At 71.1% G+C, this 26,112-nt stretch carries 24 protein-coding genes; 11 read left to right on the forward strand and 13 right to left on the reverse strand.

Going from position 1 to position 26,112, the window contains the following annotated elements; genetic code table 11:
* Nucleotides 1-305: 305 nt before the first annotated feature.
* The 3 genes from LQ326_RS32635 (at nucleotide 306) to LQ326_RS32645 (ending at nucleotide 4,192) form a co-directional block, all read left to right on the forward strand.
* Entirely contained in the window at nucleotides 306-1,007 is a 702-nt protein-coding gene (locus LQ326_RS32635; RefSeq protein ID WP_234542663.1) for a GntR family transcriptional regulator, read from the forward strand.
* A complete protein-coding gene (locus LQ326_RS32640; RefSeq protein WP_234542664.1) occupies nucleotides 1,004-3,463 on the forward strand; it encodes a dolichyl-phosphate beta-glucosyltransferase in 2,460 nt (819 codons plus the stop codon). The genes LQ326_RS32635 and LQ326_RS32640 overlap by 4 nt, the downstream gene beginning before the upstream one ends.
* Nucleotides 3,464-3,541: 78 nt before the next feature.
* Nucleotides 3,542-4,192, forward strand: coding sequence for a putative DNA-mimic protein (locus LQ326_RS32645; protein WP_181805699.1), 651 nt, complete (start codon nucleotides 3,542-3,544; stop codon nucleotides 4,190-4,192).
* A 9-nt stretch (nucleotides 4,193-4,201) separates the two neighbouring features.
* Here the strand turns inward: LQ326_RS32645 and LQ326_RS32650 are convergent, their stop codons facing one another.
* The 4 genes from LQ326_RS32650 to LQ326_RS32665 form a co-directional block, all read right to left on the reverse strand.
* Nucleotides 4,202-4,660, reverse strand: a complete 459-nt coding sequence (locus LQ326_RS32650) for a PIN domain-containing protein (RefSeq protein WP_234542665.1) — start codon at nucleotides 4,658-4,660, stop codon at nucleotides 4,202-4,204.
* Entirely contained in the window at nucleotides 4,657-4,923 is a 267-nt protein-coding gene (locus tag LQ326_RS32655) for a cupin domain-containing protein (protein WP_150133819.1), read from the reverse strand. Before LQ326_RS32655 ends, LQ326_RS32650 begins: the two co-directional genes overlap by 4 nt.
* 75 nt (nucleotides 4,924-4,998) lie before the next feature.
* Nucleotides 4,999-5,346, reverse strand: coding sequence for a hypothetical protein (locus tag LQ326_RS32660; RefSeq protein ID WP_234542666.1), 348 nt, complete (start codon nucleotides 5,344-5,346; stop codon nucleotides 4,999-5,001).
* 156 nt (nucleotides 5,347-5,502) lie between these two features.
* Entirely contained in the window at nucleotides 5,503-5,910 is a 408-nt protein-coding gene (locus LQ326_RS32665) for a hypothetical protein (RefSeq protein ID WP_234542667.1), read from the reverse strand.
* Between the two features lie 115 nt (nucleotides 5,911-6,025).
* On the opposite strand from LQ326_RS32665, the gene LQ326_RS32670 reads away from it, so the two are divergent.
* Together LQ326_RS32670 and LQ326_RS32675 are read left to right on the forward strand one after the other, a co-directional pair.
* Nucleotides 6,026-6,871, forward strand: coding sequence for a helix-turn-helix domain-containing protein (locus tag LQ326_RS32670; protein WP_372497012.1), 846 nt, complete (start codon nucleotides 6,026-6,028; stop codon nucleotides 6,869-6,871).
* A complete protein-coding gene (locus tag LQ326_RS32675; protein ID WP_234542668.1) occupies nucleotides 6,868-7,122 on the forward strand; it encodes a DUF397 domain-containing protein in 255 nt (84 codons plus the stop codon). Before LQ326_RS32670 ends, LQ326_RS32675 begins: the two co-directional genes overlap by 4 nt.
* 58 nt (nucleotides 7,123-7,180) lie before the next feature.
* Here LQ326_RS32675 and LQ326_RS32680 read toward each other — a convergent pair whose 3' ends face one another.
* The 3 genes from LQ326_RS32680 to LQ326_RS32690 form a co-directional block, all read right to left on the reverse strand.
* Entirely contained in the window at nucleotides 7,181-7,567 is a 387-nt protein-coding gene (locus LQ326_RS32680; protein ID WP_234542669.1) for a hypothetical protein, read from the reverse strand.
* Between the two features lie 236 nt (nucleotides 7,568-7,803).
* Nucleotides 7,804-9,639 (reverse strand): bifunctional metallophosphatase/5'-nucleotidase, encoded by a 1,836-nt coding sequence (locus LQ326_RS32685; RefSeq protein ID WP_234542670.1) that lies wholly within the window; start codon nucleotides 9,637-9,639, stop codon nucleotides 7,804-7,806.
* Nucleotides 9,640-9,855: 216 nt separating this feature from the next.
* Nucleotides 9,856-11,832, reverse strand: a complete 1,977-nt coding sequence (locus LQ326_RS32690; RefSeq protein ID WP_234542671.1) for an AAA family ATPase — start codon at nucleotides 11,830-11,832, stop codon at nucleotides 9,856-9,858.
* 140 nt (nucleotides 11,833-11,972) lie between these two features.
* Between LQ326_RS32690 and LQ326_RS32695 the strand changes: the two genes are divergently transcribed.
* Nucleotides 11,973-12,488 carry a DnaJ-like cysteine-rich domain-containing protein gene (locus LQ326_RS32695; RefSeq protein ID WP_234542672.1) on the forward strand — a complete coding sequence of 172 codons (516 nt, stop codon included), beginning with the start codon at nucleotides 11,973-11,975 and terminating at the stop codon, nucleotides 12,486-12,488.
* Nucleotides 12,489-12,599: 111 nt separating this feature from the next.
* Here LQ326_RS32695 and LQ326_RS32700 read toward each other — a convergent pair whose 3' ends face one another.
* Nucleotides 12,600-13,883 (reverse strand): adenylosuccinate synthase, encoded by a 1,284-nt coding sequence (locus LQ326_RS32700; protein WP_234542673.1) that lies wholly within the window; start codon nucleotides 13,881-13,883, stop codon nucleotides 12,600-12,602.
* Between the two features lie 196 nt (nucleotides 13,884-14,079).
* Here LQ326_RS32700 and LQ326_RS32705 point away from each other — a divergent pair, with 196 nt between their 5' ends.
* Nucleotides 14,080-14,919, forward strand: a complete 840-nt coding sequence (locus LQ326_RS32705; RefSeq protein ID WP_234542674.1) for a diacylglycerol kinase — start codon at nucleotides 14,080-14,082, stop codon at nucleotides 14,917-14,919.
* Nucleotides 14,920-14,935: 16 nt separating this feature from the next.
* Here LQ326_RS32705 and eutC read toward each other — a convergent pair whose 3' ends face one another.
* Together eutC and eutB are read right to left on the reverse strand one after the other, a co-directional pair.
* Entirely contained in the window at nucleotides 14,936-15,763 is an 828-nt protein-coding gene (gene eutC / locus LQ326_RS32710) for an ethanolamine ammonia-lyase subunit EutC (protein ID WP_372497018.1), read from the reverse strand.
* Nucleotides 15,764-15,966: 203 nt separating this feature from the next.
* The gene (gene eutB / locus LQ326_RS32715; protein WP_234542675.1) at nucleotides 15,967-17,349 is read right to left on the reverse strand and encodes an ethanolamine ammonia-lyase subunit EutB; all 1,383 of its coding nucleotides are present in this window, start codon (nucleotides 17,347-17,349) and stop codon (nucleotides 15,967-15,969) included.
* Nucleotides 17,350-17,508: 159 nt separating this feature from the next.
* Here eutB and LQ326_RS32720 point away from each other — a divergent pair, with 159 nt between their 5' ends.
* Together LQ326_RS32720 and LQ326_RS32725 are read left to right on the forward strand one after the other, a co-directional pair.
* A complete protein-coding gene (locus LQ326_RS32720; protein ID WP_234542676.1) occupies nucleotides 17,509-19,020 on the forward strand; it encodes an APC family permease in 1,512 nt (503 codons plus the stop codon).
* A gap of 470 nt (nucleotides 19,021-19,490) precedes the next feature.
* Nucleotides 19,491-21,062, forward strand: a complete 1,572-nt coding sequence (locus LQ326_RS32725; RefSeq protein ID WP_234542677.1) for an LAVTG motif-containing sortase-dependent surface protein — start codon at nucleotides 19,491-19,493, stop codon at nucleotides 21,060-21,062.
* 10 nt (nucleotides 21,063-21,072) lie between these two features.
* Here LQ326_RS32725 and LQ326_RS32730 read toward each other — a convergent pair whose 3' ends face one another.
* Complete coding sequence (locus tag LQ326_RS32730) at nucleotides 21,073-21,588, reverse strand: GbsR/MarR family transcriptional regulator (RefSeq protein ID WP_234542678.1); 516 nt, start codon at nucleotides 21,586-21,588, stop codon at nucleotides 21,073-21,075.
* A 74-nt stretch (nucleotides 21,589-21,662) separates the two neighbouring features.
* Between LQ326_RS32730 and LQ326_RS32735 the strand changes: the two genes are divergently transcribed.
* The gene (locus tag LQ326_RS32735; protein WP_181802233.1) at nucleotides 21,663-22,559 is read left to right on the forward strand and encodes an ABC transporter ATP-binding protein; all 897 of its coding nucleotides are present in this window, start codon (nucleotides 21,663-21,665) and stop codon (nucleotides 22,557-22,559) included.
* Nucleotides 22,556-24,133, forward strand: coding sequence for an ABC transporter permease (locus tag LQ326_RS32740; RefSeq protein WP_234542679.1), 1,578 nt, complete (start codon nucleotides 22,556-22,558; stop codon nucleotides 24,131-24,133). Before LQ326_RS32735 ends, LQ326_RS32740 begins: the two co-directional genes overlap by 4 nt.
* 10 nt (nucleotides 24,134-24,143) lie before the next feature.
* Here LQ326_RS32740 and LQ326_RS32745 read toward each other — a convergent pair whose 3' ends face one another.
* Together LQ326_RS32745 and LQ326_RS32750 are read right to left on the reverse strand one after the other, a co-directional pair.
* Nucleotides 24,144-24,740, reverse strand: coding sequence for a Uma2 family endonuclease (locus LQ326_RS32745; RefSeq protein ID WP_234542749.1), 597 nt, complete (start codon nucleotides 24,738-24,740; stop codon nucleotides 24,144-24,146).
* A gap of 87 nt (nucleotides 24,741-24,827) precedes the next feature.
* On the reverse strand, nucleotides 24,828-26,033 hold the full coding sequence (locus LQ326_RS32750) for a cytochrome P450 (protein ID WP_234542680.1): 1,206 nt from the start codon (nucleotides 26,031-26,033) through the stop codon (nucleotides 24,828-24,830).
* Nucleotides 26,034-26,112: the final 79 nt, after the last annotated feature.

Below are 26,112 nucleotides of genomic sequence, written 5' to 3' on the forward strand. Positions count from 1 at the left end.
CGAGGCCCTTCACGTCGGCTGTCCGCACGTCGGGCGAGGCGCGAGGCCGCTCACGTCGGCTGTCCGGGCGTCGGGCGAGGCGCGCCGCCTGGACGCGCCCCGGCGGCGGGAGCCGGAGATCGTACACAGCCCCGTCACTGCACCGCCTCTCACAGGTGGCTCAGCGGAGCCGTAGAAAGGGCCCACGGGCTGCTTCACGGGTATACGAGGAGTGCACCTGGAACCCGAACGCGTAAGGTGGCGTGCTCGTACATGTATCTGTGAGCGAGCACGTCACCCGAACGCGTGAGGAGAGGCACCGGACGATGCCCGGCAACGGCGCTGTGACGCGCAGTACGCTGCGCCAGCAGATCGCGGACGCGCTCCGTGACGAGGTGCTCGCCGGGCGGCTCCAGCCGGGGCGGGAGTTCACGGTCAAGGAGATCGCCGAGCAGTACGGGGTCTCCGCCACGCCCGTCCGCGAGGCGCTGGTGGACCTGTCCGCGCAGGGCATCCTCGACGCCGACCAGCACCGCGGCTTCCGGGTGCCGGAGTACACGTTCGCCGACTACCGGGGCATGATCGAGGCCCGCAGCCTGGTCACCGACGGCATGTTCCGGGCCCTCGCCGACGGCCTGCACCCCGCCTTCAAGGACCCCGAGGAGCCGCGGGTCGCGGCCGCCCTGGCGGCGGTCCGGCGCCGCGGCGACGAGGCGCAACGCGCCGCGACCGCCGGTGACCTGACCATCCTGATCGGCTACGACCTCCGGTTCTGGCGGGAGCTGTCCGCCCTGTTCGGCAACCCCTACCTCGCCGACTTCCTGCACCGGCTCCGCGTGCAGTCCTGGGTGTGCGCGGTGCGGCACCTGCGCCGGCTGCCCGACCTGCGCGGGTCTCTGTGGTCCCGGCACACCGAGTTGGTCGACGCGCTGTCCCGCCGGGACGCCGAGGCCGCCCGGGGGATCGTCGCCGCGTACAACACTCACTCCCTCGCCCTGATCGAGCGACTGGCGGAGAAGGACGGATGACCACGCCCCCGGAGACCCCCGAGACCACGCAGCCCCCTCGGGCCGGGGAGACCGTCGACCTTTCCGTCGTCATCCCGGCGTACAACGAGGAGGAGCGGCTCGGCCCCACGCTCGCCGCCGTCACCCGCTACCTCACCGACAACGAGAGCCGCTTCGGCTCCTGGGAAGTGATCGTCTCCGACGACGGCTCGACGGACGGCACGCGCGAGGTCGCCGCCTTAGGGCACCCGCGCGTCCGGCTGGTCGCCGCCGACCGCAACCGGGGCAAGGGCAACGCCCTGCGCCTCGGCGTCGCCGCGACCGGCGGCAGCCGCGTGCTCGTCACCGACGCCGATCTCGCCGCGCCGATCGAGGAACTGGAGCGGCTGGACAAGGCGCTCAGCGAGGGCAGCGCGGCGGCGATCGGCTCGCGTGCGGTGCCGGGCGCGGAGATAGCCGACCACCAGCACCGGCTGCGTGAACTGCTCGGCCGGGCCGGGAACCTGCTGATACGCGCGACCGCGGTACCCGGTGTCCGCGACACCCAGTGCGGGTTCAAGCTCTTCGACGGCGACCTGGCCCGTGCGGCCTTCGCCGACTCCCGGCTGGACGGCTGGGGCATCGACATCGAGGTCCTCCAGCACCTGCACCGCGACGGCCACCCGATCACCGAGGTCCCGGTCCGCTGGAGCCACCAGCCCGGCTCCAAGGTGGGCCCGCTGGACTACCCGAAGGTCCTCGCCGATCTGGCCCGGCTGCGGCTGCGCCGCCTGCGCCCGGCGGACCTCCTGGTCCCCGTCCTGTTCCTGCTGATGTCCGTGACGCTGTACTCGGGCCGCTTCTTCGACCCCGATCACCGCTATCTCACCGACTCCCTCCAGGACCAGAACCAGTGGGAGTGGTTCTTCGCGGTGACCGCGGACAACCTCGCGCACTTCCGCAACCCGCTCTTCTCCGACTTCCAGAACTTCCCCGACGGCGTCAACCTCATGGCCAACACGGTCATGCTGGGCCTGTCGGTCCCCTTCGCCCCGCTGACGCTGGCAGCCGGACCGGCCGTCTCGCTCTCGGTCTGCATGGCGCTCGGGCTCGCCGCGACCGCCGTCGCCTGGTACTGGCTGATCGTGAAGCGGGTGGTACGGCACCGGGGCGCGGCCTTCGCCGGCGCGGCCCTCGCGGCCTTCGCGCCGCCGATGGTCAGCCATGCCAACGCGCACCCCAACTTCGTGATCCTGTTCATGATCCCGCTGATCATCGACCGCGCCCTGCGCCTCGCCACCGGCGAGCGCGTGCGGCGGGACGGGATCGTGCTCGGGCTGATGGCGGCGTACCAGGTCTTCCTGGGCGAGGAGCCGTTCCTGCTGGCGGCGCTGGGGATGACCCTGTTCGCCGTCGCGTACGCGGCCGTACGGCCCCAGGTGGCGAAGGAGGCCTGGCGGCCGCTGGCCAGGGGTCTGCTGATCGCCGGGGCGGTCTGCCTCCCCCTGGTCGTCCTCCCCCTGTACTGGCAGTTCACGGGGCCGCAGAGCTACCACAGCGTCCTGCACGGCGACAACGCCGGAAACAGCCCGCTCTCCCTGCTCGCCTTCGCCGAACGCTCGATGCTCTTCGGGGACGCGGGCCGCGCGAACGAACTCTCTCTCAATCCCACCGAGCAGAACGCCTTCTACGGCTGGCCGCTGGTCCTGCTCGCCTTCGGGATCGTCGTACGGATGTGGGAGCGGCCGCTGGTCAGGGCGCTGGCGGTCACGTCGGTGGCCGCGGCCGTCCTGTCCATGGGCCCGAAGATCCGCGTCCCGCTGACGGAGACGGTGTATCCGGGCCCCTGGGCGCTGGTGCGGAAGTTCCCGCTCTTCGAGTCCGTCATCGAGGGGCGGGTGGCGATGATCTGCGCCCCCGCGCTGGGCATCCTGCTCGCCCTGGCCCTGGAGCGGGTCCTCGCCACCCGCAGGATCGGCGCCCAGTACTTCGGCCTGCTGGCCGTCGCCCTCGCGCTGCTCCCGATCGTCCCCGCCCCGCTCAGGTCCGAGCCGCGGGAGGCGGTCCCGGAGTTCATCAGCAGCGGGATGTGGAAGTCGTACGTGGGCAGGGGCGAGTCCCTCGTCCCGCTGCCGCTCCCGGACCCCGGCTACGCCGAGGCCCTGCACTGGCAGACCAGCGCCGGTCTGGGCTTCAAGCTCCCCGGCGGGTACTTCAACGGCCCCTACGGCGCGGACCGCACCGGTATCTACGGCGCCGTCCCGCGCTACACCTCCGACATGCTGCGGGACGTCCGCTACAGCGGGAAGGTGCCGGTGATCGGCAAGAACTGGCGGGCGCAGGCCCAGCAGGACTTCGCGTACTGGAAGGCGGGGGCCCTGGTGGTCGCCCCGCAACCCAATGACGAGAAACTACGACAGGCGGTGGAGGCCCTGACCGGAAAACCCGGTAAGTGGACCGGTGGGGTCTGGGTATGGGACCTGCACGAGGGGAGCTGACCGGTGCCGCACGGATTACTCTTCCCTGGCCACCTGGCTGAGCACCCGCTGTGAACGCGCTGATACTAGGAGCCCTCTTTGGCCTGTGACCTCTGGCTGGTACCGCTCGTCGACGTGTTGTGCCACACCCCCGACAATCCGTTCGCCGAGGAACTCGCGCAATACAACAAGGTGCTCGCCGAGGCCGGGTTGCCGCCGGTGCCGGTGTACCAGTACATGCCGGGCCTGTCCGGCGAGGTCGCGCCCGTGGCCGGCTTCGACTACGACGCGCTCCATTTCCTCCGCCGCGCCTATCTCCTCCAGGTCTGCGGGCTGCCCGTCTCCCCCGTGGACGACCTCGGCGGCGACTACGAGCAGCTCCTGGAGATGTTCGAGTCGACGGCCCAGCAGTCGCACCTGGTCTGGCACTACGACCACGCGGGCGCGTACGTCCCGGTCGACTTCCCGAACCCGCTCTCCAGCGACGAACTCCTCGCCAGCGGCGGCCCCCTGGGCTCCTCCCACGCCCTGCTGCGCGAGTTGGAGTACGTCGCCCCGTCGATCGGCATCGACCCGGCGAACCCCCCGGCCCCGCCGCAGCCCCCCGCCGCCCCCACGGGCCTGGAGGAACCGGCGGTCGCCGCCCCCTACGACCCGAGCCCCTTCGCCCGCGAACGCCACGTCTGGCTGGGCCTGCACGCGGCGGCGACACGGAGCCTGGCGCAGGGGTCGATGATCGTCTTCAGCTGACGGGCGGGATCAGTTCTCGACGATACGGATGGTGCGGATGCCCGTGCCCCGGTAACGCATCGGGGCCCTGGTCAGGACGGCACGGCCGCGCGGCCACTCGACGGTCGGCAGGGCGAGGTGCAGCACATGGGCTCCGCTCCAGTCGGGTTCGTCCTTGCCGTGCTCGTCCTCGGCGTGCTCCGACTCGCCCTTCGCGGCCCGCAGCCGCTTGCCGACGGCGGTGGCCGCCGCGAAGTCGAGCCCTTCGATGTTGACGGACGGCAGCGCACCGACATGCTCGGCGACACCGGCCCGCTCCCGCTCGGCGGCGGCCAGGCTCACCGCGGGGATGTAGACGCGCAGTGCGGGGTCCTTCTCGGCCTCGACGACGAGCCGGGAGGCCATGCTGTTCCCGGCACCGAGCGCCAGGGCCGCCGTGTCGTCGTAGATGACCGCACGCGGCAGCGGGTAACGCTCTTCCCCGGTCACTGGACCTCCCCGATCCGCCCCGACTCGATGTCGGCCCACAGCTGTTCGCCGGCCTTCTCGTCTTCTTCCGTGTAGGGCCTGCCGAGGAAGTGCTCCTCGACATACGCCCGGGTCTCCTCGTACCGCTTGCGCAGCTCTTCCTTGGTGGGCGTGGCCCCGGCCAGCTCAGCCACGAAGTCCCGCATGCTCATCCCGCGTTCCCGGGCGAGCTCCTGAAGGCGGTCACGTACAGCGGGGTCGACCTTGATCGTGGTGTCAGCCATGAGCACAGTATACCGACGGTATACTGTCTCAGGGCGTACGAGTGTGACAGTCATCGACGTTCCTTTCTCTGGTTTCTAGGCCGCCACGGGGTGAACTTTTTGCAATTCACCCGTCGACGTCTCGAATTCGTACGGCTTCTCGAATACCTCGCAGGTCGTCGAGTACTGCCGGGTCACCGGGTCCCGCCGCACCACGCGCCGCAGATACCGCCGTTCCTCCAGCTCACGCAGGGAGGCGACGATCGACATGCACCCTTCCCCGCGCTGTGCCGCGAGGACGCGCTCCGTGATCCAGGCGCCGTTCGGCAGCCCCAAGAGGTACGTCAGTACGCCTACCGCGCCCCAGGACAGTCGCCGGTCCCGGGAAAGGGAGTTGGCAAGGGCTGCGAAGGCGCGCAGGGGCGCCGTACGATGAACGCGCATCGGAGGTGTAGCTCCCGGTGTCGAGCCCCCGGGTGTTGGCGCACCGCGGGGGCAATCTCGTTGATCTCGTTGATCTCGTTGATCGTGACTCTAGGGCCACACAAAGCGCCGAGCGCAAGCCGCAATCCCTTTTTCGTACCGCCACGTTGACGCAATTCACTCCGCCGAGTGAAGCGCGGACCGCAGCAGTCGCGCGTGCACGAAACACCCGTGCGCGGACGGCCGATAACGCCACGACAACGGCCACGTCATGTCGTCCAGCGCGGGAATCGGGATGTACGACACCCGGGCCGGAACGGACGTCAGCCTGGTCACCCCGGCAGGCCAGGGCAGGTGATCCGTGCTCCCGGCCGGGACCAGGAAATACACGCACCGCCGCTCGCCGGCGACCTCGATGACGGGGCCCGGATCGCCCCCGGTCAGCTCCGCGAGCCGGTCGGCGAGCCGCCGCCCCCACTCCCCGTCGTCCACCCGCACGGCGTCGAACTGGACACCGGCCTTGCGGAGTTGAACGCCGGAGGCAGGCAGCCAGCCGAGGTTTGACTGGTCACTTCGCGCATTCATGGGACCAGTGTCGGCAGCCGGGGCTAGCTTTTCCATAACTCTGAGTCGACCGCCGAATACGGTCGGAAATCAGGGGGTGCTGGTGGTGACCGGTTGAGTTCGGTTGAGTTCGGGGGTGACCGCGATGGCGCGGGCCGAGAACAAAGAGGAAGCGGGCGGGACGGCACAGATGGTGGCCGCCCTGGCGAAGGCGCTGCGTGAGCAGCAGGAGCTCACGCAGGAGGAGTTGGGGAGGCGGACCGGCTACACGGGGTCCGCGATCAGCGCGATGGAGACGTGCGCGCAGCCCGCCAGCGACAAGATGCTGGTGGCGCTGGAGGAGGCCATCGGCAACGGGATGGGGGTCTTCGAGAAGGCCCGCAAGTGGATGCTGCTGGAGAAGTACCCCGCCCGGTTCCGGGGCTTCTCGGAACTGGAGGCCGGGGCGGTCACGATCTCGTCGTACGAGACGCATGTGGTCGACGGCCTGTTCCAGACCGAGGACTACGCGCGGGCCTTGATCGGTGGCGGCTTCCCGCCGGTCTCCGAGCAGAAGCGGGAGGAGCTGGTCGAGGCACGGCTGGCCCGCCGGGCGCTGTTCAAGCGCGAGCCCGCACCGATGATCGAACTGATCCTCGAAGAGAGCGTGCTGCGGCGGCCGTTCGGGTCCTGGGAGGTACTGCGCGGACAACTGCTCTCGCTCGTCGAGGACGCGCAGCGGGACAATGTGTGTCTGCAAGTGCTGCCGATGGAGCGGGGGTTGCGGGGCACGTACGCCGGTGCTCGCGGTCCCATGAAGATGGTGGTGACCGCGGAGCACGAGCACGTCGTCTACATGGAGATCGAGGACCAGGGCATCCTGGTCAGCGAACCGGAAGAGGTGTCCCAACTCGCCCACCGCTATGCGAAGATCCGCGCACAGGCCCTGAGCACCGACGACTCGGTGAGCCTCCTCGAACGGCTGGCAGGAGAGAAGCGATGACCCGCACCGGAACCCTGCGTTGGTTCAAGTCGAGCCACAGCAACGCCAGCGGCGGCGACTGCGTCGAGACCGCCTACACCTGGCGCAAGTCCTCCTACAGCGACGACGGCGGCGGGAACTGCCTCGAAATATCCCCCTGCCCCCACACCGTCCACATCCGCGACTCCAAGACCGCCCCCGACGGCCCTCACCTCACCGTCTCCCCGGCCTCCTGGGCGGCCTTCCTGCGGGGCGAGGCCCCGGGCCGCTGAGCGGGTCCGGCGGGAGGTCCGCCGCGGTCGGCATGTCTCGGCACCCCCCGCACAACGCTCAGCCGAAGACGGTGAACAGGGCGAGCGCGGGCCCGGCCGCGTAGACGAGCACGCCCAGCGCCAGCCCGGCCCACGGCCGCCGGACCCGCACCGCCCCGACCACGACCGTGACCACCGCGGCGGCCAGCGCGACCGTCGGCCCGTACATCGCCACGCTCTCCCACCCGGAGCCGTCGCAGAACCGCTGGGTGCCGGCCGAGGTGCCGCAGCTGTCGCCGGCGAAGAGCGTGCCGAAGAACAACAGCCCGTTGACCACGAGGGCGACCACGAGCAGCAGCACGGCCACCAGGACGAAGACCACCTTGAGCGGGCTGCCCTGCGCAGGACGCGGCGGCGGGTACCCGGGGCCGTACGGCGGCGGGTATTGGGGCGGGGAAAAACTCATGTGTCGCATTATCACACTACCGTTGGGGCATCCCCGACCGAGCCCGACCACTCGGGACGTCCTGCGCGTATCGCAGAGAGCCGGGTGCGGCGGCCCCTTCACCGGACCGGGGGACGGACACCGCCGACTCGGCCGATGCCGCGGCCGCGGAGGTGCCGCCGAGACCCCGTGGAACGCCGGCTCGCCCGCCGGAAACGGATTCCGGCGGGCGAGGAGGGAGTGAGGGGAGGACAGGATCAGGGGAAGACGGGCGTGCCGTCCTGGGTCAGCTTCCAGTTGGTGGCGGCGAAGGCCGACGGGTCGATGGTGCCCTTGGCCGTGGCGTAGGCGATCATCAGGTCGCGGACCTGGTTGGTGGAGCTGTAGGCGGTCTCCGCGGCGGCGATGTGCGGGTAGCCGGAGCCGCCGTTGGCGCGGTAGTTGTTGACGGCGACGACGAAGACCTGGTCGTCGGGGATCGCCGCGCCGTTGTAGGTGAGGTTCTTGATGCGCGAGCCCTCGGGCGCCGCGATGTCGATCTCGTAGGAGACACCGGACGCCGTGTCGTACATGTAGTCCCAGAAGCTGTTGGCGTTGGTGAGGGTGGCGGTGTCGACCGCCGTGCCGGACGGGACCTGGTGGTAGTACTTCGCCGCGTACTCCAGGTAGTCCTTCAGCTGGGCGCCGGTGAGCTTCTTGCCGTACAGCGTGTTCTCGTAGATGTAGAGGCCGGCGATGTCGCGGATCGTCACGTTGCCGGCCGGGATGTCGGCGGTACGGCTGAAGCAGGCCGCCACCGAGATCAGCGGCAGCGCCGCGTCCGCCGCCGACAGACCCGCCTTGACCGCCTCCGTCTGGACCTCGTGGATGAAGTCGACGGCGGGCACGTCCTTCCAGCAGGCCTCGGCCGTCGACATGTCCTGAGTCGAGGTGCCGATCGCGGTGTTGACGTACTTGACCACCAACTGGTGGTCGGCGGAGAGGAGTTCGGTGATCCGCGGGTCCTCCGCGACCGTGTTGCTGTTCAGGGTGGTGGCGGTCTTCTTGGTGATCTTCCAGGAGCCGTGCACGTGCTCCAGCTCGAAGTCGAAGACGGAGAGGCGGTAGCCGTAGCAGTACGGCTCGGAGAGGAGGACGTCCTCGCCCGTCTCCGCGTTCTTCACCGTGTAGGTCGGGACGTCGACGTGGGTGTGGCCGACGAGGATCGCGTCGATGCCGGGGACCTGCTCGGCGACCAGGTTCGACGCGTTCTCCACGTAGGGGAGTTCGTCGCCCCACGACGTCGAGCCGTCCAGGCCCGAGTGGTCGGTGAGGAAGACGACGTCGCAGCCGAGGGCGCGCAGCCGCGGCACGTACTTCTTCGCCTGCTCGACCAGGCCCGTGAAGGCCATCTTCCCGGAGACGTTGTCCTTGTCCCACAGGGCGATGCCGGGGTTGGTGAGACCGAGGATGCCGACCTTGATGTCCGGGCCGTGCGGGACCTTGATGTGCTTGACGGTGTAGGGCCGGAAGGCGGGCCGCAGTGTCTTGGCGTCCAGGGCGTTGGCGCCGAGCAGCGGGAAGTCGCACTGCTTCTCGAAGGTGCGGATGACGTCGATGCCGTAGTTGAACTCGTGGTTGCCGAGGGCGGCCGCGTCGTACCGCATCTCGTTCATGGCGATCGCCATGGGGTGCTTCGGGCCGCGCTTGCCGTCCTTGCCGGTGATCGGGTCGACGTTCGCGTAGTAGTACGCGAGGGACGTGCCCTGGATGATGTCGCCGGCGTCGACGAGGAGCACTCTCTCCTCGCCCTTCTCCGCGCGCAGGTTCTTCACCAGGGTCGCGATGCGCGCGATGCCGTAGGTGTTGCCCTTGGAGTCCTTCGGGGCGGCGTTGGTGTAGTAGTCCCAGTTGAAGACGTGGCTGTGCAGGTCGGTGGTGCCCAGGATGGAGAAGCTCCAGGTCTTGGGCGCCTTCGGCGGCTTCGTGTGGCCGTGGCCGGCCTCGGCGGCCTGGGCGCTGCCGGTACCGACGGTTCCCGCGACCGCCACGGCGGCGCCGGTGACGGCGGACTTCTGCACGAACTCACGGCGGTTCATGGGATTGACGGGCATTCAGGACTCCTGGAAGGGCGCGACGGACGGGTGTGGCGTGTCGGTGTGACGAGCGGGTGTGGCGTGCGGGGCGCGGCGGGCTACCCGCGTAGATGCTTGCCGTAGGCCACGTCCGCATGAAACCAGGAATAGGTCATGGCCAAGTCAACAAAGTGAAATGTCGGGGATGTTGGCGAGTCGGTCACCCTCGGCGCGCAGTCACCCCTCGACCCGCAGTCACCCCTGGGCCCGGGTGGCGATCACGACCATCGCCTCCGACTCCGCCTCGTCGAAGGGCCCCCGCACCCGTCCCCCTCGCACGCCGAACACGGCTTCCTCGCGCAGCCCCGCCCGCTCCATCATGGCCAGCACCTGGGGCAGCCGGTAGTAGTGCATGAAATGCCGGAACCAGCCGCCGCTGCCGTCGGGCCGCCGCAGCCGGACGGCCGTCAGGGACGTCGCGGTCGTCGGGTCCGTGATGGAGTACTCGGTGCGTTCGGCGCCGTCCGGCAGCACGGTCGTGTCGATCTGGCGCTGGACCCTGCGGTGTTCCCAGTGCGGCCCGTTGACGTACTCGAAGACGAACGGCGCGCCCGGCTTCAGCGCCGCGGCGGCCGTGCGGAAGACCGCGGCGTTGTCGTCGTCGGCGTCCTCGTACCCGAACGACGAACCGATGTTGAACACCGCGTCCATGGAGGCCTCCTGGACCTCGTCGGGCAGCCCCCGCGTCATGTCCGCGACCACGTACCGGACCCGGCCGGCCAGCCGCAGCGCCCGCCGTTCCCCGAGCGCCGCGATCTCCGGCTGGATGTCGAGGTCGGTCACGTCGAGGCCGTGCTTGACGAACCCGGCGTCGTGCGTGCCGTGGCCCGCCCCGAGGACGAGGATCCGCGCACCGGCCGGCAGCGGGCGGCCGGTGTCCGCGAGCCGGTCGAGCAGGTCGTCGACGAGCCGGATGTGCCGGTCCTCGGCGGCCACATAGTCCGGGAAACTCTCCAGATAGACCAGTCCGTACGACGGTTCGTCGGCGCCGAGCCCGTCGAGGAAGACCTCCCGGGCGCGCGAGCGGTACCAGCGGGTGAGGCGGGCCGCGAACAGCTCCCGGTCCTCGTCGGTGAGCCGGGCGTCCACGTGGTCCCGCACCGAGCTGTGCAGCTCGAACCCCGCCTCGGTCCGCCCGAGCAGGAACCGTGCCTCCAGCTCGGCCAGCAGTCTCGGGGTTTCGTCGTCCCCGGTCAGCTCGGCGACCAGTTCGGGCGCGGCCGCCTCGTAGACGAAGGCGGCGGCCTTCAGGACCGTGCGCTGGGCGGGGTCGAGGGAGTCGTAGATGGGGCCGATCCAGGCGTTCAGGTCGTCGCGCTGTGCGGACAGGTCCACGGCCAGTACCTCGGGTCTCGTGAGCGTCGCCTGACCGGCGAAGAGGGTGAGGGCCTGCGGGTTGCCCTCGCCCGCCCGGCGCCAGACCGCGTCCAGCGTAGCGTCGGGCAGCCGCAGTCCGCAGCGGACCAGCAGCTGACGGGCGTCCTGCTCGGCGAGTCCGCGCAGTTCGATCCACGGGGTGTCCGCCGTGCGGGGTATCTCCCGCAGGTGTCTTCGGCTGGTCAGGACGACGGTCGACCGTCCCTCGGTGTGCGCCGTACGGCGCGCCCACGCCACCAGCGCGGGATCGCGCACGGTGTGGAAGTCGTCGAGCACGAGGAGGACGGGGTTGGCCGCGAGGAACGCGGCGAGGGCGTCCTGGAGCCGGTCACCGCCGGCGTCCGAACCGCCGACCACCAGGGCGAGTTCACGGGCGCCTGCCAGCTCCGTGTCGTAGGACAGGGCGAGCGCGAGGGACCGCAGGTTCAGTGTCTGGGCCTTCTCGGCGCAGAAGACCCACCGCACCCGGTGGCTGCGGGCGTGCAGCCGGCACAGCGCGGCCACCAGCGCGGTCTTGCCGACCCCGCTGAAACCCTCGACGACCAGCACCGGCGCATGCCCGCGCATCCCCGCCCGCAGGGCGTGCAGCTCCGCCGTGCGGTCCACCAGCGGCCGCGCGTGGCCGCGCACCCTGGCCTCCGGGGCGAGCACGGTGAACTCGGTGAGCAGCGGGACGGCCCCGGTGGCGGCCGCCGGGGACCGCGGGCCGGAGCGCCGCGAGTCCCACCACTGGAGGAAGCCGACGGCGGTGCCCGCCACCCCCGCCACCGTGCCGATCAGCGCCGTGAGATCCATAGCCCGCCCCGGCTCGAAAGTCCGCGCGACACCCACGGCCATACCCACCGCGCTTCCCTTGCGAACCACTCAACGCCCCTTCATCGTGAGGGGAGTTGGAGCATCGGTGCGCCTCGCACGACTGCCCTGGGAGGTACGGCGTGTCCGGCAACTACCATCTGCCCGGCCACCGGGCCGCAGAGCGCGGCGGCGTCCTGGGGTGGTGGCCCGGGTGCACGGGCTGTCCCTGGACGGGTGACTGGAGCCCTGACCGGGACTTTGTGCACGACCAGTTCATGGCCCACTACCGGCAGGCCAGCGGGGCTCCTCCCCCGGTCTCGCCGGAGCACTGCGAGGAGTGCCTGGGGACGGGCGGCCCGCTCTGCCGGGACTGCGGCGGGAGCGGCAGGACGGAGTGCGGGGTCTGTCTGGGCTACCCGGGCGAGGGGCTGATGTCGTGCACCGTCTGTCAGGGGCGGGGCTGGGAGGAGTGCTCCACCTGCTGGGGGTACGGCGCCGAGCGGTGCGGCACCTGCGGGAAACGGGGCGCGGGACGCCCGGAGATCGTGCTCCCCGAGCCCATGCCGGCGCCGTCCGGCTCGCCGGTGCCGACCTGCCTCGCGGTGCTGGTCCTCGCCGGGATCGTGATCGCCGTACTGCAGATCGCGCTGAAGTGAGACAGACCATCTGAAGCGAGACAGATCACCCTGAAGGCGGATCACTCCGAAGGCGGATCAGCCTGAAATGAGACAGCGGTCGGCCGGGCCCGGCCGACCGCTGCGTCACGCCTACAGGAACGAGTTGATCTCGATCGTCTCGTCCCGGCCCGGCCCCACGCCGATCGCGGAGATCGGGGCGCCGGACATCTCCTCCAGCGCCTTGACGTAGTTCTGGGCGTTCTTCGGCAGGTCCGAGAAGGACTTGGCCTTGGTGATGTCCTCGGACCAGCCGGGCAGCGTCTCGTAGATCGGCTTCGCGTGGTGGAAGTCGGTCTGGGAGTACGGGAGCTCCTCGACCCGCTTGCCGTCGATCTCGTAGGCGACGCAGACCGGGATCTGCTCCCAGCCGGTCAGCACGTCCAGCTTGGTGAGGAAGAAGTCGGTCAGGCCGTTCACGCGGGTCGCGTAGCGGGCGATGACGGCGTCGAACCAGCCGCAGCGGCGGTCCCGGCCCGTCGTCACACCCCGCTCGCCGCCGATCCGGCGCAGCGCGGCGCCGTCCTCGTCGAAGAGCTCGGTCGGGAACGGACCGGCGCCGACGCGGGTCGTGTACGCCTTGAGGATGCCGATGACCCGGCTGATCTTCGTCGGGCCGACACCGGAACCGGTGCAGGCACCGCCCGCGGTCGGGTTCGAGGACGTGACGAACGGATACGTGCCGTGGTCGATGTCCAGGAGCGTGCCCTGGCCGCCCTCGAAGAGGACGACCTTGTTCTCCTCCAGGGCCTGGTTGAGGACCAGGACCGTGTCGGCGACGTACGGAGCGAGCTTCTCCGCGTAGCCCAGCAGTTCCTCGACGACCTGCTCGGTGGCGATCGCGCGCCGGTTGTAGAGCTTGGTGAGCATCTGGTTCTTGGCGCCGAGGGACGCCTCGACCTTCTGGGTCAGGATCGACTCGTCGTAGAGGTCCTGGACCCGGATGCCGACCCGGTTGATCTTGTCGGCGTAGGTCGGGCCGATGCCGCGCCCGGTCGTGCCGATCTTCCGCTTTCCGAGGAAGCGTTCCGTCACCTTGTCGACGGTCACGTTGTACGGCGTGATGATGTGCGCGTTACCGCTGATGAGGAGCTTGGACGTGTCGACGCCACGCTCGTTCAGACCGCTCAGCTCGGAGAGCAGGACCGAGGGGTCGACGACGACACCGTTGCCGATGACCGGGACACACGTGGGAGAGAGGATCCCGGAAGGGAGCAGGTGGAGCGCATACTTCTGGTCGCCGACGACGACCGTGTGACCGGCGTTGTTGCCGCCCTGGTAGCGCACCACATAGTCGACGGAGCCGCCTAGCAGGTCCGTCGCCTTTCCCTTGCCTTCGTCACCCCACTGAGCACCGAGCAGCACAAGTGCGGGCACGCGCGTACACCCCTTCCGGGCGGGGCATGTCCAAGGTCAGGGGCGTACGCGTAAGGTTCGCGCCGCGTACCACCGCGACCGTCGTTGGCCGCGCAACCGTCGGACCGGATGCCCCGGAATAGACGAAGCCCCTGGCGCAATAGCGCAAGGGGCTCTTGCACAGTGATGCTACCCGAGGAAGCGAGGCACGACCGAGGTGGCGACATTCGCGACGTCCGATCAGCTGCTTGTGATCATCGATCCGGCGGCACGGGAAACGGACGGAGAATCCGTCCGGATCGCGAAAGACGTGCTCAGCGCGGGTGCGGCCACGAAGGTGTGCATGCCGGACGGACCCGAGGAATTCGCCCGTGTGCTGGCCCGCCGGGGCTCGCGGCGGCCGGTGGTCGTCGGTGACGACAGCGCCCTGGTCCGCGCGGTGAGCCTGTTGCACCGCCGCCGGGAGCTGGCCGGATGCGTGCTGTCCATGGTCCCGGTCGGGGGCGCTCTGAGCGTCGCGCACACACTGGGGGTGCCCGCCGGTGCGGTTGCGGCGGCGCGGGCGGTCCTGGACGGCGTGGAGCGCCGGATGGACCTCCTGGTCGACGACAGCGACGGGGTGGTGCTGGGCGATCTGCGGATCCCGCCGGTGACGGCCGCGGCTCAGGTCGCGGAGACGGTGGCGGCGCGCGGGTGGCTGCGGCCGTACCAGCACCTTGTACGGTCCTTGTCGGCCGCCCGCCCGGTGCCGGCCGTGCCCCGGCCGCCGACGCGGCTGCGGCTGGAGGTCGACGGCGAGACGGTGGTGGACCTGGACCAGCCGGTGGAGAACATCTCGGTGACCCCGGGCGGCCGCGACGGCCTCGCCGAGGTGGAGGTGCGTCGCCTGTCGGTGGGCGCGGAGGCGACCCCGGTACGGGCCGCGGGCCGGACGGTCACGGTGACCGGCGCGGACTTCCGCTACCGGGCCGACGGCGGGGTGGCCGGGCCGGTGCGGCGGCGGACGTGGCGGGTGGTGGAGGGGGCCTGGGGGCTTACGGTGCCGCCCTCCCCGTGATGCAGACCACCAACACTCAGAGTATCCGGCCGATCACGTCTCCGTGATCGCTTTCGTCCTTCAGCTCCACCCCCGTCCGCCCGAGCTCCCGCGCCCTGACCATCAGGCCCGCCAGCTTCTCCGCCGCCGCCTCGTACGTGAGGCCCCGCGGCGGGCGGATGTTGCTCAGGCAGTTGCGGCCGGCGTCCGTCGTCACGCCCGGCACCGGCCGGTGGGTCAGGTACGCGCCCAGCGAGTCCGCCGCCGACATGCCGGGCCGTTCGCCGATGAGGACGACCGCCAGAGCCGCGCCCATCGCGTGCGCGACGTCGTCACCGAGGGCCACGCGGGCCTGTTCGGCCAGTACGACCGGGGCGACGCGCCAGTCGGCGAGGCGCGCCGTGGTGGCCCGCAGCACCGCCGCCGCGTGCTCGTGCACCGCCCGGCTGGACAGCCCGTCGGCGACCACGAAGACGACGTCCCACTCCCCGCCGGCCGGCAGGTGCGCCCGGTCCACGGGGTTCAGCCGGCGGCCCAGGTCGGGGCGCTGCAGATAGGTCAGCCGGTCACCGGCCGCGCTGCGCACCCGTACCGTCGGCGTGCCCGCCAGCCCTGCCGTGACCACGTCCGGCTCGAACGGCGAGTGCACCGCGTCCCGGGCTGCCGCGTGGGCGGCCTGGAGGCCCAGACGGTGCCGGGTCGGGAGGGCCGAGCCGGAGCGGCCGAGGCCGATGCGCGCCTGGGTGTGCCGCCGCAGCACTGTCCACAGCTCGTCGAGTCCGCCGGGGGCCGGCTCGGCCACCCCGACCGCACCGGCCACACCCGCCCCGGCGGCACCCCCGATCGCGTCGGCCATACCGGCCATGCCGGTCGTGCCGGCCACACCGATCATGTCGGCTGTGCCTGACATGCCGGCCGTCTGGACCGCGTCGGCCATGCCGACCGCGCAGCTCACCCCGGCCACCCCGGCCACGTCGTGAACCCCCGCGACGTCAGCCACCGCAGCCACGTCGGCCACCTCGGCCACTTCGCCCACCCTCATCGTGTCGGCCACCCCAGTCACGTCGGTCATGCGGCCAGTTCCCTTCCGATCGCTGTCAGTGGGTGGCCGTCGGCCTCGCGCAGGCCGCCGTTCTCGTCCAGGAGCCCGATCGACCGCAGCCACGTCTCGAACTCCGGTGCCGGGCGCAGGCCGAGCACCTCTCGCAGGTAGAGCGCGTCGTGGTAGGAGGCGGACTGGTAGTTGAGCATGATGTCGTCGCCGCCCGGTGTGCAGATCACGAAGGAGGCGCCCGCGACGGCGAGCATGGTCAGCATGGTGGCGATGTCGTCGTCATCGGCGTCGGCGTGGTTCGTGTAGCAGATGTCCAGGCCCATCGGCAGGCCGAGGAGCTTGCCGCAGAAGTGGTCCTCCAGGGCGGCCCGGAGGATCTGGCGGCCGTCGTAGAGGTACTCGGGGCCGATGAAGCCGACGACGGTGTTGACCAGGAGCGGGCGGTAGCGGCGGGCGACCGCGTACGCCCGTGCCTCCACCGTCTGCTGGTCCACCCCGTGGTGCGCGTCCGCCGACAGCGCGCTGCCCTGCCCGGTCTCGAAGTACATGACGTTGTCGCCGACGGTTCCGCGGCCGAGCGCGAGCGCCGCCTCGTACGCCTCGTCGAGCAGGCCGAGGGTCACGCCGAAGGAGGCGTTCGCGGCCTGCGTTCCGGCGATGGACTGGAAGACCAGGTCGACCGGGGCGCCACGCGCCATCAGGTCCAGGCTCGTGGTGACGTGGCAGAGCACGCAGGACTGGGTGGGTATGGCGTAGCGGGTGATCACGCCGTCCAGGAGGTCCAGCAGGTCCCGTACCGCCTTCGGGCTGTCCGTCGCCGGGTTGATGCCGAGGACCGCGTCGCCGGAGCCGAGGAGGAGGCCGTCGAGGAGGGCGGCCGCGACGCCCGCGGGGTCGTCGGTGGGGTGGTTGGGCTGGAGGCGGGTGGCCAGCCGGCCGGGCAGCCCGATCGTGGAGCGGAACGCGGTGACCACCCGCACCTTGCGGGCGACGGCCACCAGATCCGCGTTGCCCATCAGTTTGGACACGGCAGCGGTCATCTCCGGCGTGAGCCCCGGCGCCACCGCCGCCAGCGCCGCCGCGTCCGCCGTCAGCAGCCACTCCCGGAACTCGCCGACCGTCAGCCCGGCGACGGGTGCGAAGGCGGCCGCGTCGTGCCCGTCCAGGATCAGCCGGGTCACGTCGTCGTCCTCGTACGGGATCACCGGCTCGGTCAGGAAGGTCGCGAGCGGCACCTCCGCGAGCGCCCAGCGGGCCGCGACCCGCTCCCGCGCGCCGGCCGCGGCGAGACCGGCCAGCCGGTCGCCGGAGCGTTCGGGGCTCGCGGCGGCCAGCAGCCGGGCCAGGGAGCCGAAGCGGTGGCGTTCGCCGCCGAGGGTGGCCGTGTACGTGGTCATGGCGGCGACCGTACGAGCCGGGTGTTGCCGGCAGGTTGCACCAGATTTCTAAAGGTCTGGTTGACAAACATTTAACGCCCCGAGGTTCTCGGCCGACTCATTCGGCCTACAGAGTTCCGGTCCGGTACAGCCGGCGAACAGCAGGAGAGGGGCCACCCGATGGCAGTGGACGAGGGAGTCGCCCCGGCGACCAGGACGGACGGCGAGGGCACGGTTCACCGGCTGAAGCCCAACGCGATCGGTTTGCTCGGCGTGGTCTTCATGGCCGTCGCGACCGCCGCGCCGATCACCGCGATGACCGGCAACGTGCCCTTCATGGTGTCGTCCGGCAACGGCATCGGCGCCCCGGCGAGCTATCTCGTCGCAATGGTCGTCCTGGCGATCTTTTCCGTCGGCTTCACCTCGATGGCGAAGCACATCACCTCCACGGGCGCCTTCTACGGCTTCATCTCCTACGGTCTCGGCCGCACCGCGGGCCTGGCCTCGGGGCTGCTCGCCACCTTCGCGTACGTCGTCTTCGAACCGGCGCTGATCGGCATCTTCTCGGTGTTCGCCAACACGACGCTCAAGGACCAGACCGGCCTCGACGTCCCCTGGTGGGCGTTCGCGATCCTGATGCTCGCGATCAACGCGACCGGCACCTGGTTCGGCGTCAGCGTCGCCGAGAAGCTCCTCGTCGTCCTCCTCGGCACCGAGGTGACCGTCCTCGCGGCGATGGCGGTCTCGGTCGCCCTGCACGGCGGCGGCCCGCACGGCTTCACCTTCGGTCCGGTCAACCCGGTCAACGCCTTCAAGGGCACGTCGGCCGGGCTCGGCCTCTTCTTCGCCTTCTGGTCCTGGGTCGGCTTCGAGTCGACGGCGATGTACGGCGAGGAGTCCCGCGACCCGAAGCGGATCATCCCCAAGGCGACGCTGATCTCGGTCCTCGGCGTCGGCGTCTTCTACGTCTTCGTCTCCTGGATGGCCATCACCGGCAACGGCGAGGCGGCGGCCGTCCGGGCGGCCTCCTCCGCGAACCCCCTCACGCTCTTCTTCAACCCGACCGAGCACTACGTCGGCCACTGGGCGGTCGTCCTCATGCAGTGGCTGATGGTCACCGGCTCGCTCGCCTGCGGCATGGCCTTCCACAACTGCGCCGCCCGCTACATGTACGCGCTGGGCCGCGAGGGAGTGCTGCCGAAGCTGCGGAACACCATCGGCCGCACCCACCACAGGCACGGCTCCCCGCACGTCGCGGGCCTGGTGCAGACGGTGATCTCCGCCGTCCTGATCGCCGCGTTCTGGATCGCGGGCAAGGACCCGTACAACGCCCTCTACGTCCTGCTTGCCATCCTCGGCACCATGGCGATCCTGGTGGTGCAGGCCGTGTGCTCGTTCGCGGTACTGGTCTACTTCCGCCGCAACCACCCCGAGAGCCGGCACTGGTTCCGGACCTTCGCCGCCCCGCTCGTCGGCGGTGTCGCGATGCTCGCGGTGGTCGTCCTGCTGGTGTCCAACATGGGCGTCGCGGCCGGCACCGAGTCCGGCTCACTGCTGCTGAAGGCGACGCCGTGGCTGGTGGCGCTGGTGGCGGCGACGGGCGTCGGCTACGCGCAGTACCTCAAGCGGCGGTCACCGGAGCGGTACGCGCTGCTGGGCCGGACGGTGCTGGAGGAGACGCGGGAGCGGTAGGCGTCCGGGGCCGGTGATCCGGGGCCGGTGACTGGTGCAGGCAGCGGCGGCCGGGCCGGACGGGTCGCCGGTCCGGGCAGGTCGCCGGGCGGTCAAGCGACTGTGCGGGCAGCGGCGGCCGGGCCGGGCAGATCGCCAGGCGGGCAGGCGGGCAGGCGACCGTGCGGGCAGCGGCGGCCGGGCCGGGCAGGTCGCCAGGCGGGCAGGCGGGCAGGCGACCGTGCGGGCAGCGGCGGCCGGGCCGGGCAGATCGCCAGGCGGGCAGGCGGGCAGGCGGGCAGGCGACCGTGCGGGCAGCGGCGGCCGGGCCGGGCAGGTCGCCGATCCGGACGGGTCACCGATCCGGGCAGGTCGCCGGGTGGGCTGAAGGGCTGCCGGCCAAAGGGTGAACTCCCGGACAACCATCGGCATTCATCGAGTGTCTCAGTGGTGTGGCAGGGGCGAGAGCCGCCTCGCAGGGAGGAGTCACCATGACCCACCGCCGGCACCGACTCGGGGCCGCGCTGGCAGTCTTCGCGGCCGCGGTCGCCGCATGGCTGCCCGTGACGTCCGCCCAGGCCGCCGACGGCCCGGTCGTGCACATCCAGCTCCAGGACGACGACCTGGGCCTTCCCGTGCCGCCGACGACGGACGACCCGACCATGGTGAACTGGGGCCTGCGCAACGACGGCCCCGGCACCGCCAAGGACGTCACCATCAGCGCGGACCTGAGCAACGTCATCGACTGGGTCACCACGGACGCACCCGTGCCCGCCGACCATGTCTACACCTGGCCGGCCCGTGACGTCCCCGAGGGCGACGCGGCCGGCTCGATCATCGGCCTGAGCGCCAAGCCCGGCACCCCGCTCGGCACCACCGGCACGGTGACCCTCAGCGGCACGTCCGCCAACGGCACCGTGGTCTCCGCCACCGCCAAGGTGACCGTGGGCACCACCGACCTGAAGGTCAACCGGCTGGCGGCCCGCGAGGGCGACAAGCCCGGCTCCACGATCGACACCCCGGTCACGATCAGCAACGTCGGCACCCTGCCCGCCCACGGGGTGCGGCTGCGGATGCGCACCACCGTCGGGCTCGCGTACGCGGAGCACTACTCCAACTGCGTCTACTCCAAGGAGCGCGCGGACGCCTACGGGCTGACGGAACAGGCGCTGTGCACGTTCGACACGGTCGTCGAGCCCGGCAAGAGCTACCGGCTGGACCGGCCGGTCGGGCTGGACGTGACGGACCAGGCCCTCTTCGAGTACTTCAGCCACGAGGCCCTGCCCCTGTCCGGCGGCACACCGCCCTCGGGGACAGGACCGGCTCTCTCCCTGGTCGCCGCCGGAGCCGCCGCCACCGACGGCACCTCGATCGACCGGCAGCACATCGACGCCGACAACACCGCCGACATGGTCGCGGGCGGCGCCACCGCCGAGGGCGAACCGGGCGACCTGGTGCACGTGACCGTCTCCCTGAGCAACGAGGGCCCGGGCTGGGTCGGTTACAACGCGAGCGACGACCAGCCCGCGCTTCTGGTGACCGTCCCCACCGGCACCAGGGCGGAGGAGATCCCCGGCAGCTGCAGCGTGTGGAACAAGGAAGCGCAGGCCGGCACCGGCGAACAGACGCCGGGCGCGCCGCAGTACATCTGCAACCCCCGCCCGTCCGAGTTCGCCGTCGGGGACACCCGCCCCTTCGAGTTCGGTCTGCGGATCCGCGCGAACGCGGCGACCACCACCGGTGAGGCCCGCGCGACCACGGCCTACGGCAACACCATGACGTTCGACCACACGCACGGCAACGACACCGCGGCCGTCACGGTCGCGGTCAAGGGCGGTGCCACCGCGACGCCGAGCACCTCCGCGTCGCCGTCGGCGACGGCTGCCGCGGGCACGGACGGAAACAACCCCCGGACGCAGACGGTGTCCGGGACCGGCGGCTCGGGTTCCCTCGCCTCCACCGGCAGCAGCGGCACGGTGCCCGTGGCCGCCGCCTGCGGCGCGGCCGCGCTGGTGCTGGGCGGCGGGGTGCTCCTCCTGGTCAGGCGCCGGAACCGGGCGTAAGGCAGGCAGGTCAGCGGTCTTCGGCGAGGCTCCGTCCCTCGCCGAAGAGCTGATCGCGACGGCCCCGCCAGCGCTCCATCATCTTCACGATCTCCTCGTCCACGAACTCGAAGAACGCCAGCGTCTCGGCCATCCGCCGCCCCGCCGGGGTGTCGGGACCGAGGCTGGCGACGCCCTCCCGCAGGGCGGTCTCCCAGCGCTTGATCACGGCTTCCCGGTTGGTCAGCGCCTCGTACCACTGGTCGCCGTGCACCCGGTACCGCTCCCGCCGCGAACCGGGCTCCCGCTCCCGCGCGATCATGTGCGTCATCGTCAGGTAGCGCACCGCCCCGGACACCGCGGCGGGGCTGATCCGCAGTCGTTCGCCCAGCTCGACCGAGGTCAGCGCGCCCTCGTCGGAGGAGAGCAGCGCGGCGAAGACCCGGGCCGGCATGCGCTGCATGCCGGCCTCGACGAGCTGCGCCGCGAAGGACTCGACGAACTTCGACACGGCCTCCGCGTCCCGGCCACCGGCTGTTTCCGTCATGACCTCCACCCTATCCGAGCTTTAGACCCTTCCGTAACTTCACAATTTTCTGAAAGAAGCGTACGTTCGGGGTCATGACGAAGGCAATCACGGTCGCCGGGCTCCACAAGTCCTTCGGCCGCACTCATGCCCTGGACGGCCTCGACCTGACCGTCGAGAGCGGCGAGGTGCACGGCTTCCTCGGCCCCAACGGCGCCGGCAAGTCGACCACGATCCGGGTGCTGCTCGGCCTGCTGCGCGCCGACTCGGGCGCCGCGCAGATCCTCGGCCGCGACCCCTGGACGGACGCCGTGGAGGTGCACCGCCGGATCGCCTACGTCCCCGGCGACGTGACCCTCTGGCGCAACCTCTCCGGCGGCGAGGTCATCGACCTCTACGGCCGCCTGCGCGGAGGCCTCGACGCCCGCCGCCGGGCCGACCTGCTCGACCGGTTCGAACTCGACCCGACGAAAAAGGGCCGTACGTACTCCAAGGGCAACCGGCAGAAGGTGGCCCTGGTGGCCGCCTTCGCCTCCGACGTCGACCTGCTGATCCTCGATGAGCCGACCTCCGGCCTCGACCCCCTGATGGAGGAGGTCTTCCAGCGCTGCGTGGAGGAGGAGCGCGACCGGGGCAGGACGATCCTGCTGTCGTCCCACATCCTGAGCGAGGTCGAGGAGCTCTGCGACCGCGTCAGCATCATCCGGGGCGGCCGCACCGTGGAGGCCGGCTCCCTCGCCGACCTGCGCCACCTCACCCGCACCAGCGTGACCGCCGAACTCGCCGGTCCCCCCAACGGGCTGGCGCACCTCCCCGGCGTCCACGACCTGGACGTCCAGGGCCGCCGGATCCGTCTCCAGGTGGACAGCGACCAGCTCACCGCCGTACTCCGCACGCTGTCCGAGACCGGCGTCCGCTCCCTCACCTCCACACCCCCGACCCTGGAGGAGCTCTTCCTCCGCCACTACCAGGACGAGGCGGCCGCGCGATGACGTCCCTCTCCGGCCTCGCCGGCACCGGCACCCTGCTGCGCTTCGCGCTCCGCCGCGACCGCGTGACGACCCCGGTGTGGATCGCGGTGAACGCCCTGATGGTCCTCTCCATGCCGAACACGCTCAAGAGCCTGTACGGCACGGCGGCCGAACGCGCCGACCTGCTCCGCCAGGTGCGGACCAACGCCTCCTTCCGCGCCCTGATCGGCCCGCTGTACGACACCTCGATCGGCGGTCTGACGGCCTGGCGGGTGGGCGTGTACGCCGGGCTCCTCATGGCCGTGACCAGCCTGCTCATCGTCGTACGGCACACGCGTGACGAGGAGGAGAGCGGCCGCGCGGAACTCGTGGCGTCGGGCGCGGTGGGCCGCCGGGCGTCGCTGACCGCGGCCCTGCTGACGGCGGCGGTGGCCAACGGCGTGACGGCGCTGCTCGTCACCGCGGGCCTGGCGGGTCAGGGCGCGGCCGGTGCGCTCTCCTTCGGGCTCGGGCTGGCCGCGACCGGCATGGTCTTCGCGACGACGGCGGCGATCGTCGCCCAGCTCACGGAGAGCGCCCGCCTGGCGCGGGGCCTGACGTCGGCCGTCCTGGGCGCGGCCTTCGTGCTCCGCGCGGCGGGCGACTCGGCGACGGCCGACGGGGGGTCGGCGTGGACGTGGCTCTCCCCGCTGGGCTGGCTGGAGAACCTGCGCCCCTTCGCCGCCGAACGCTGGTGGGTGCTCCTGCTCTTCGCGGCGGCGGTGCTGCTGCAGGGCGTCGCGGCGTACGTGCTGGCGGGCCGCCGGGACCTCGGCATGAGCTTCTTCCCCACCCGCCCCGGCCCGGCCACCGGCCGCCTCGGCTCCGCCGCCGCCCTGGCCTGGCGGCTCCAGCGCGGCGGTGTGCTCGGCTGGTCGCTCGGCTTCTTCCTGGCCGGCGTGATCTACGGCGGCCTGACGGAGGGCGCGGCCGACCTGGTGGGCGACAACCCGAACGCCCGCCAGATCTTCGAACGGATGGGCGGCCAGAGCGGGCTGACGGACGCGTTCCTCGCCTCGATGGTCGGCATGCTGGGCCTGATCGCCGCGCTGTACGTCGTGGCGTCGGTCCTCCGCCTGGGCACCGAGGAGACCTCGGGCCGCGCCGAGCCCCTCCTGGCCTGCCAGGTGAGCCGCCTGCGCTGGGCGGCCGGCCACCTGACGATCGCGTTCGCCGGCGCGGCCCTGATCATGCTCCTCGCCGGGGCGGGCTTCGCCGTCGGCTACGGCAGGCAGGTCGGCCCGATCCTGGCCGCCTGCCTGGTGCAGCTCCCGGCGGTCTGGGTGATCGGCGGGGTCGCGGTGCTCCTGTACGGCGTGGCTCCCCGCCTGGCCCCGGCCGCCTGGGGCGTGGCGGTGGCGGTCCTGCTGATCGGCTGGGTCGGCCCGGCGCTCGACGCCCCCCGACTCGTCCTGGACCTCTCCCCCTTCGGCCACCTGCCCAAGCTGCCGGGCGTGGAGATGACGTGGGGGCCGGTGCTGGTCCTGCTGGCCCTGGCCACAGCCCTGACGGCCGCCGGCCTGGCGGGGCTACGGCGCCGGGACCTGACGGGCTGACGGCGGCCCCTCAACCGCAGTACTGCTTGAGTTCCGCGGTGTCGAGTTCGATGCCGACGGGGTCGGGGAGAGTGACCTTGCCTCCGAGCTTCACCACGTGGATGTCCCGGTATCCGTCCTCCGGGTCCGGGTCGCTGTGGACGAGGATCGACAGATTGTCGCGGTCGATCAGCAGGTAGACGGGGATCCCGGCCTCGGCGTACGCCTGGGGTTTCTCCACACGGTCACGGTTGTGGGTGTCCGAGTCGTAGGAGGTGATCTCGACTGCCATCAACACGCCGGAAGGGTCGGCCCAGTCCCCCCGCCCGTTGAAGTATCCGACTGGCGCGAGCACGGCGTCGGGCTTGGCACGGCCCCTTCGATACGCCTCGACCTTCAGCCCTTGACCCGTCGGGTTGAGGGTGAGGTCGGGCCGTGCTTGCTTGCAGTGAAAGACCAACCACATCGCGATCTCGCCGTGGCTGCCGTTCGTCACCTTCGTGACCCCGATCCGTCCGCCGATGAACTCGAAGCTGACGGTCTCGTCCGCACGCTCGGCGAATTCGGCAATCCGCTCGAACGTGTCCACTGACAACTGTGACGACGCGCGCTCTGCCATAACCGTCATGGTGCCTCCCTTCGCAGGCAGGCACCAGCTTGACGAGTCGCTCGCGACCACTGCCTGAATTGGGTTGTTGATCATCCGAACGGGTGATCACCCCACCTCGACGCTCAGCCCCTCCAGCCCCCGGATCACGAAGTTCGGCTTCCGTCGCGGCTCCGCCGCCAGGCTCAGCGTCGGGGCCCGTTCCAGCAGCGCGGTCATGGACGCGGCCAGTTCGAGGCGGGCCAGCGGGGCGCCGATGCAGTAGTGGATGCCGGCGCTGAAGGAGATGTGCGGGTTGTCGCGGCGGGTGAGGTCGAGGTCCTCGGGGCGGCGGAACACCTCGGGGTCGTGGTTGGCGGAGCCGAAGAGCATGGCGATCTCCGCGCCCCGCGGGATGGTCGTACCGTCGATCTCGATCTCGTCCAGCACCCACCGTTCGAAGAGCTGGAGCGGGGTGTCGTAGCGCATCAGCTCCTCGATCGCGGTGGGGACCAGGGAGTGGTCGGCGCGCAGGGCGGCCAGCTGCGCCGGATTGCGGAAGAGGGCGTACCAGCCGTTGACTGTGGCATTGACGGTGGCCTCGTGGCCGGCGTTCAGCAGGAGTACGGCGGTGGAGATCATCTCCTGCTCGGTGAGACGGTCGCCCTCGTCGTGCGCCTCGATGAGCCCGGAGATCAGGTCGTCCCCCGGTGCCTGGCGCCGCTCGGCGATCAGTTCCCGCAGGTAGTCGGAGAACTCGACGGACGCCCGCACCGCCTTCGCGGCCGTGTCCTCGGACGGGTTCAGCTCGTACATCCCGCAGATGTCCGCCGACCAGGGCCGCAGTGGCGCCCGGTCCGCCTCCGGGATGCCCAGCATCTCGGCGATGACGGCGACGGGGAGGGGCTCGGCGACATCGGTGAGCAGGTCGCCGCCGCCCTTCTCCACCAGCCCGTCGACCAGCTCACCGGCGAGCCGCGCCACGTACGGCCCCAGCCGCTCGACCGTGCGCGGCGTGAACGCCTTCGACACCAGGCGCCGGATGCGGGTGTGGTCCGGCGGTTCCAGGTCCAGCATGCCGTGATCGTTGAGGGTGTGGAACGGCTCGTGTTCGGCGGGCGGCGAGGTCCGCCCGAACTCCTCGTGCGTGAACCGGTGCTGGTACGTCCGCCCGAGCCGCCGGTCCCGCAGCAGCGCGGACACGTCCGCGTGGTGCGGGACCAGCCACTGGTTCGTGGCCTCGAAGTACTGCACCCGCCCCTGGGCGCGGAGCTCGGCATAGGAGGGGTACGGGTCGGCCAGGAAGTCCGGGTCCCACGGGTCGAAGGCTGCCATGAACGGACGTTAGACCGCCGGTCCCCCTCCTGACCAGGGGTGTCTCAGCGCTCAGGCGCCCGGGAGGTTCACGACGTCG

The sequence above is a fragment of the Streptomyces shenzhenensis genome (assembly GCF_021462265.1).
Taxonomy (GTDB): Bacteria; Actinomycetota; Actinomycetes; order Streptomycetales; family Streptomycetaceae; genus Streptomyces; species Streptomyces shenzhenensis.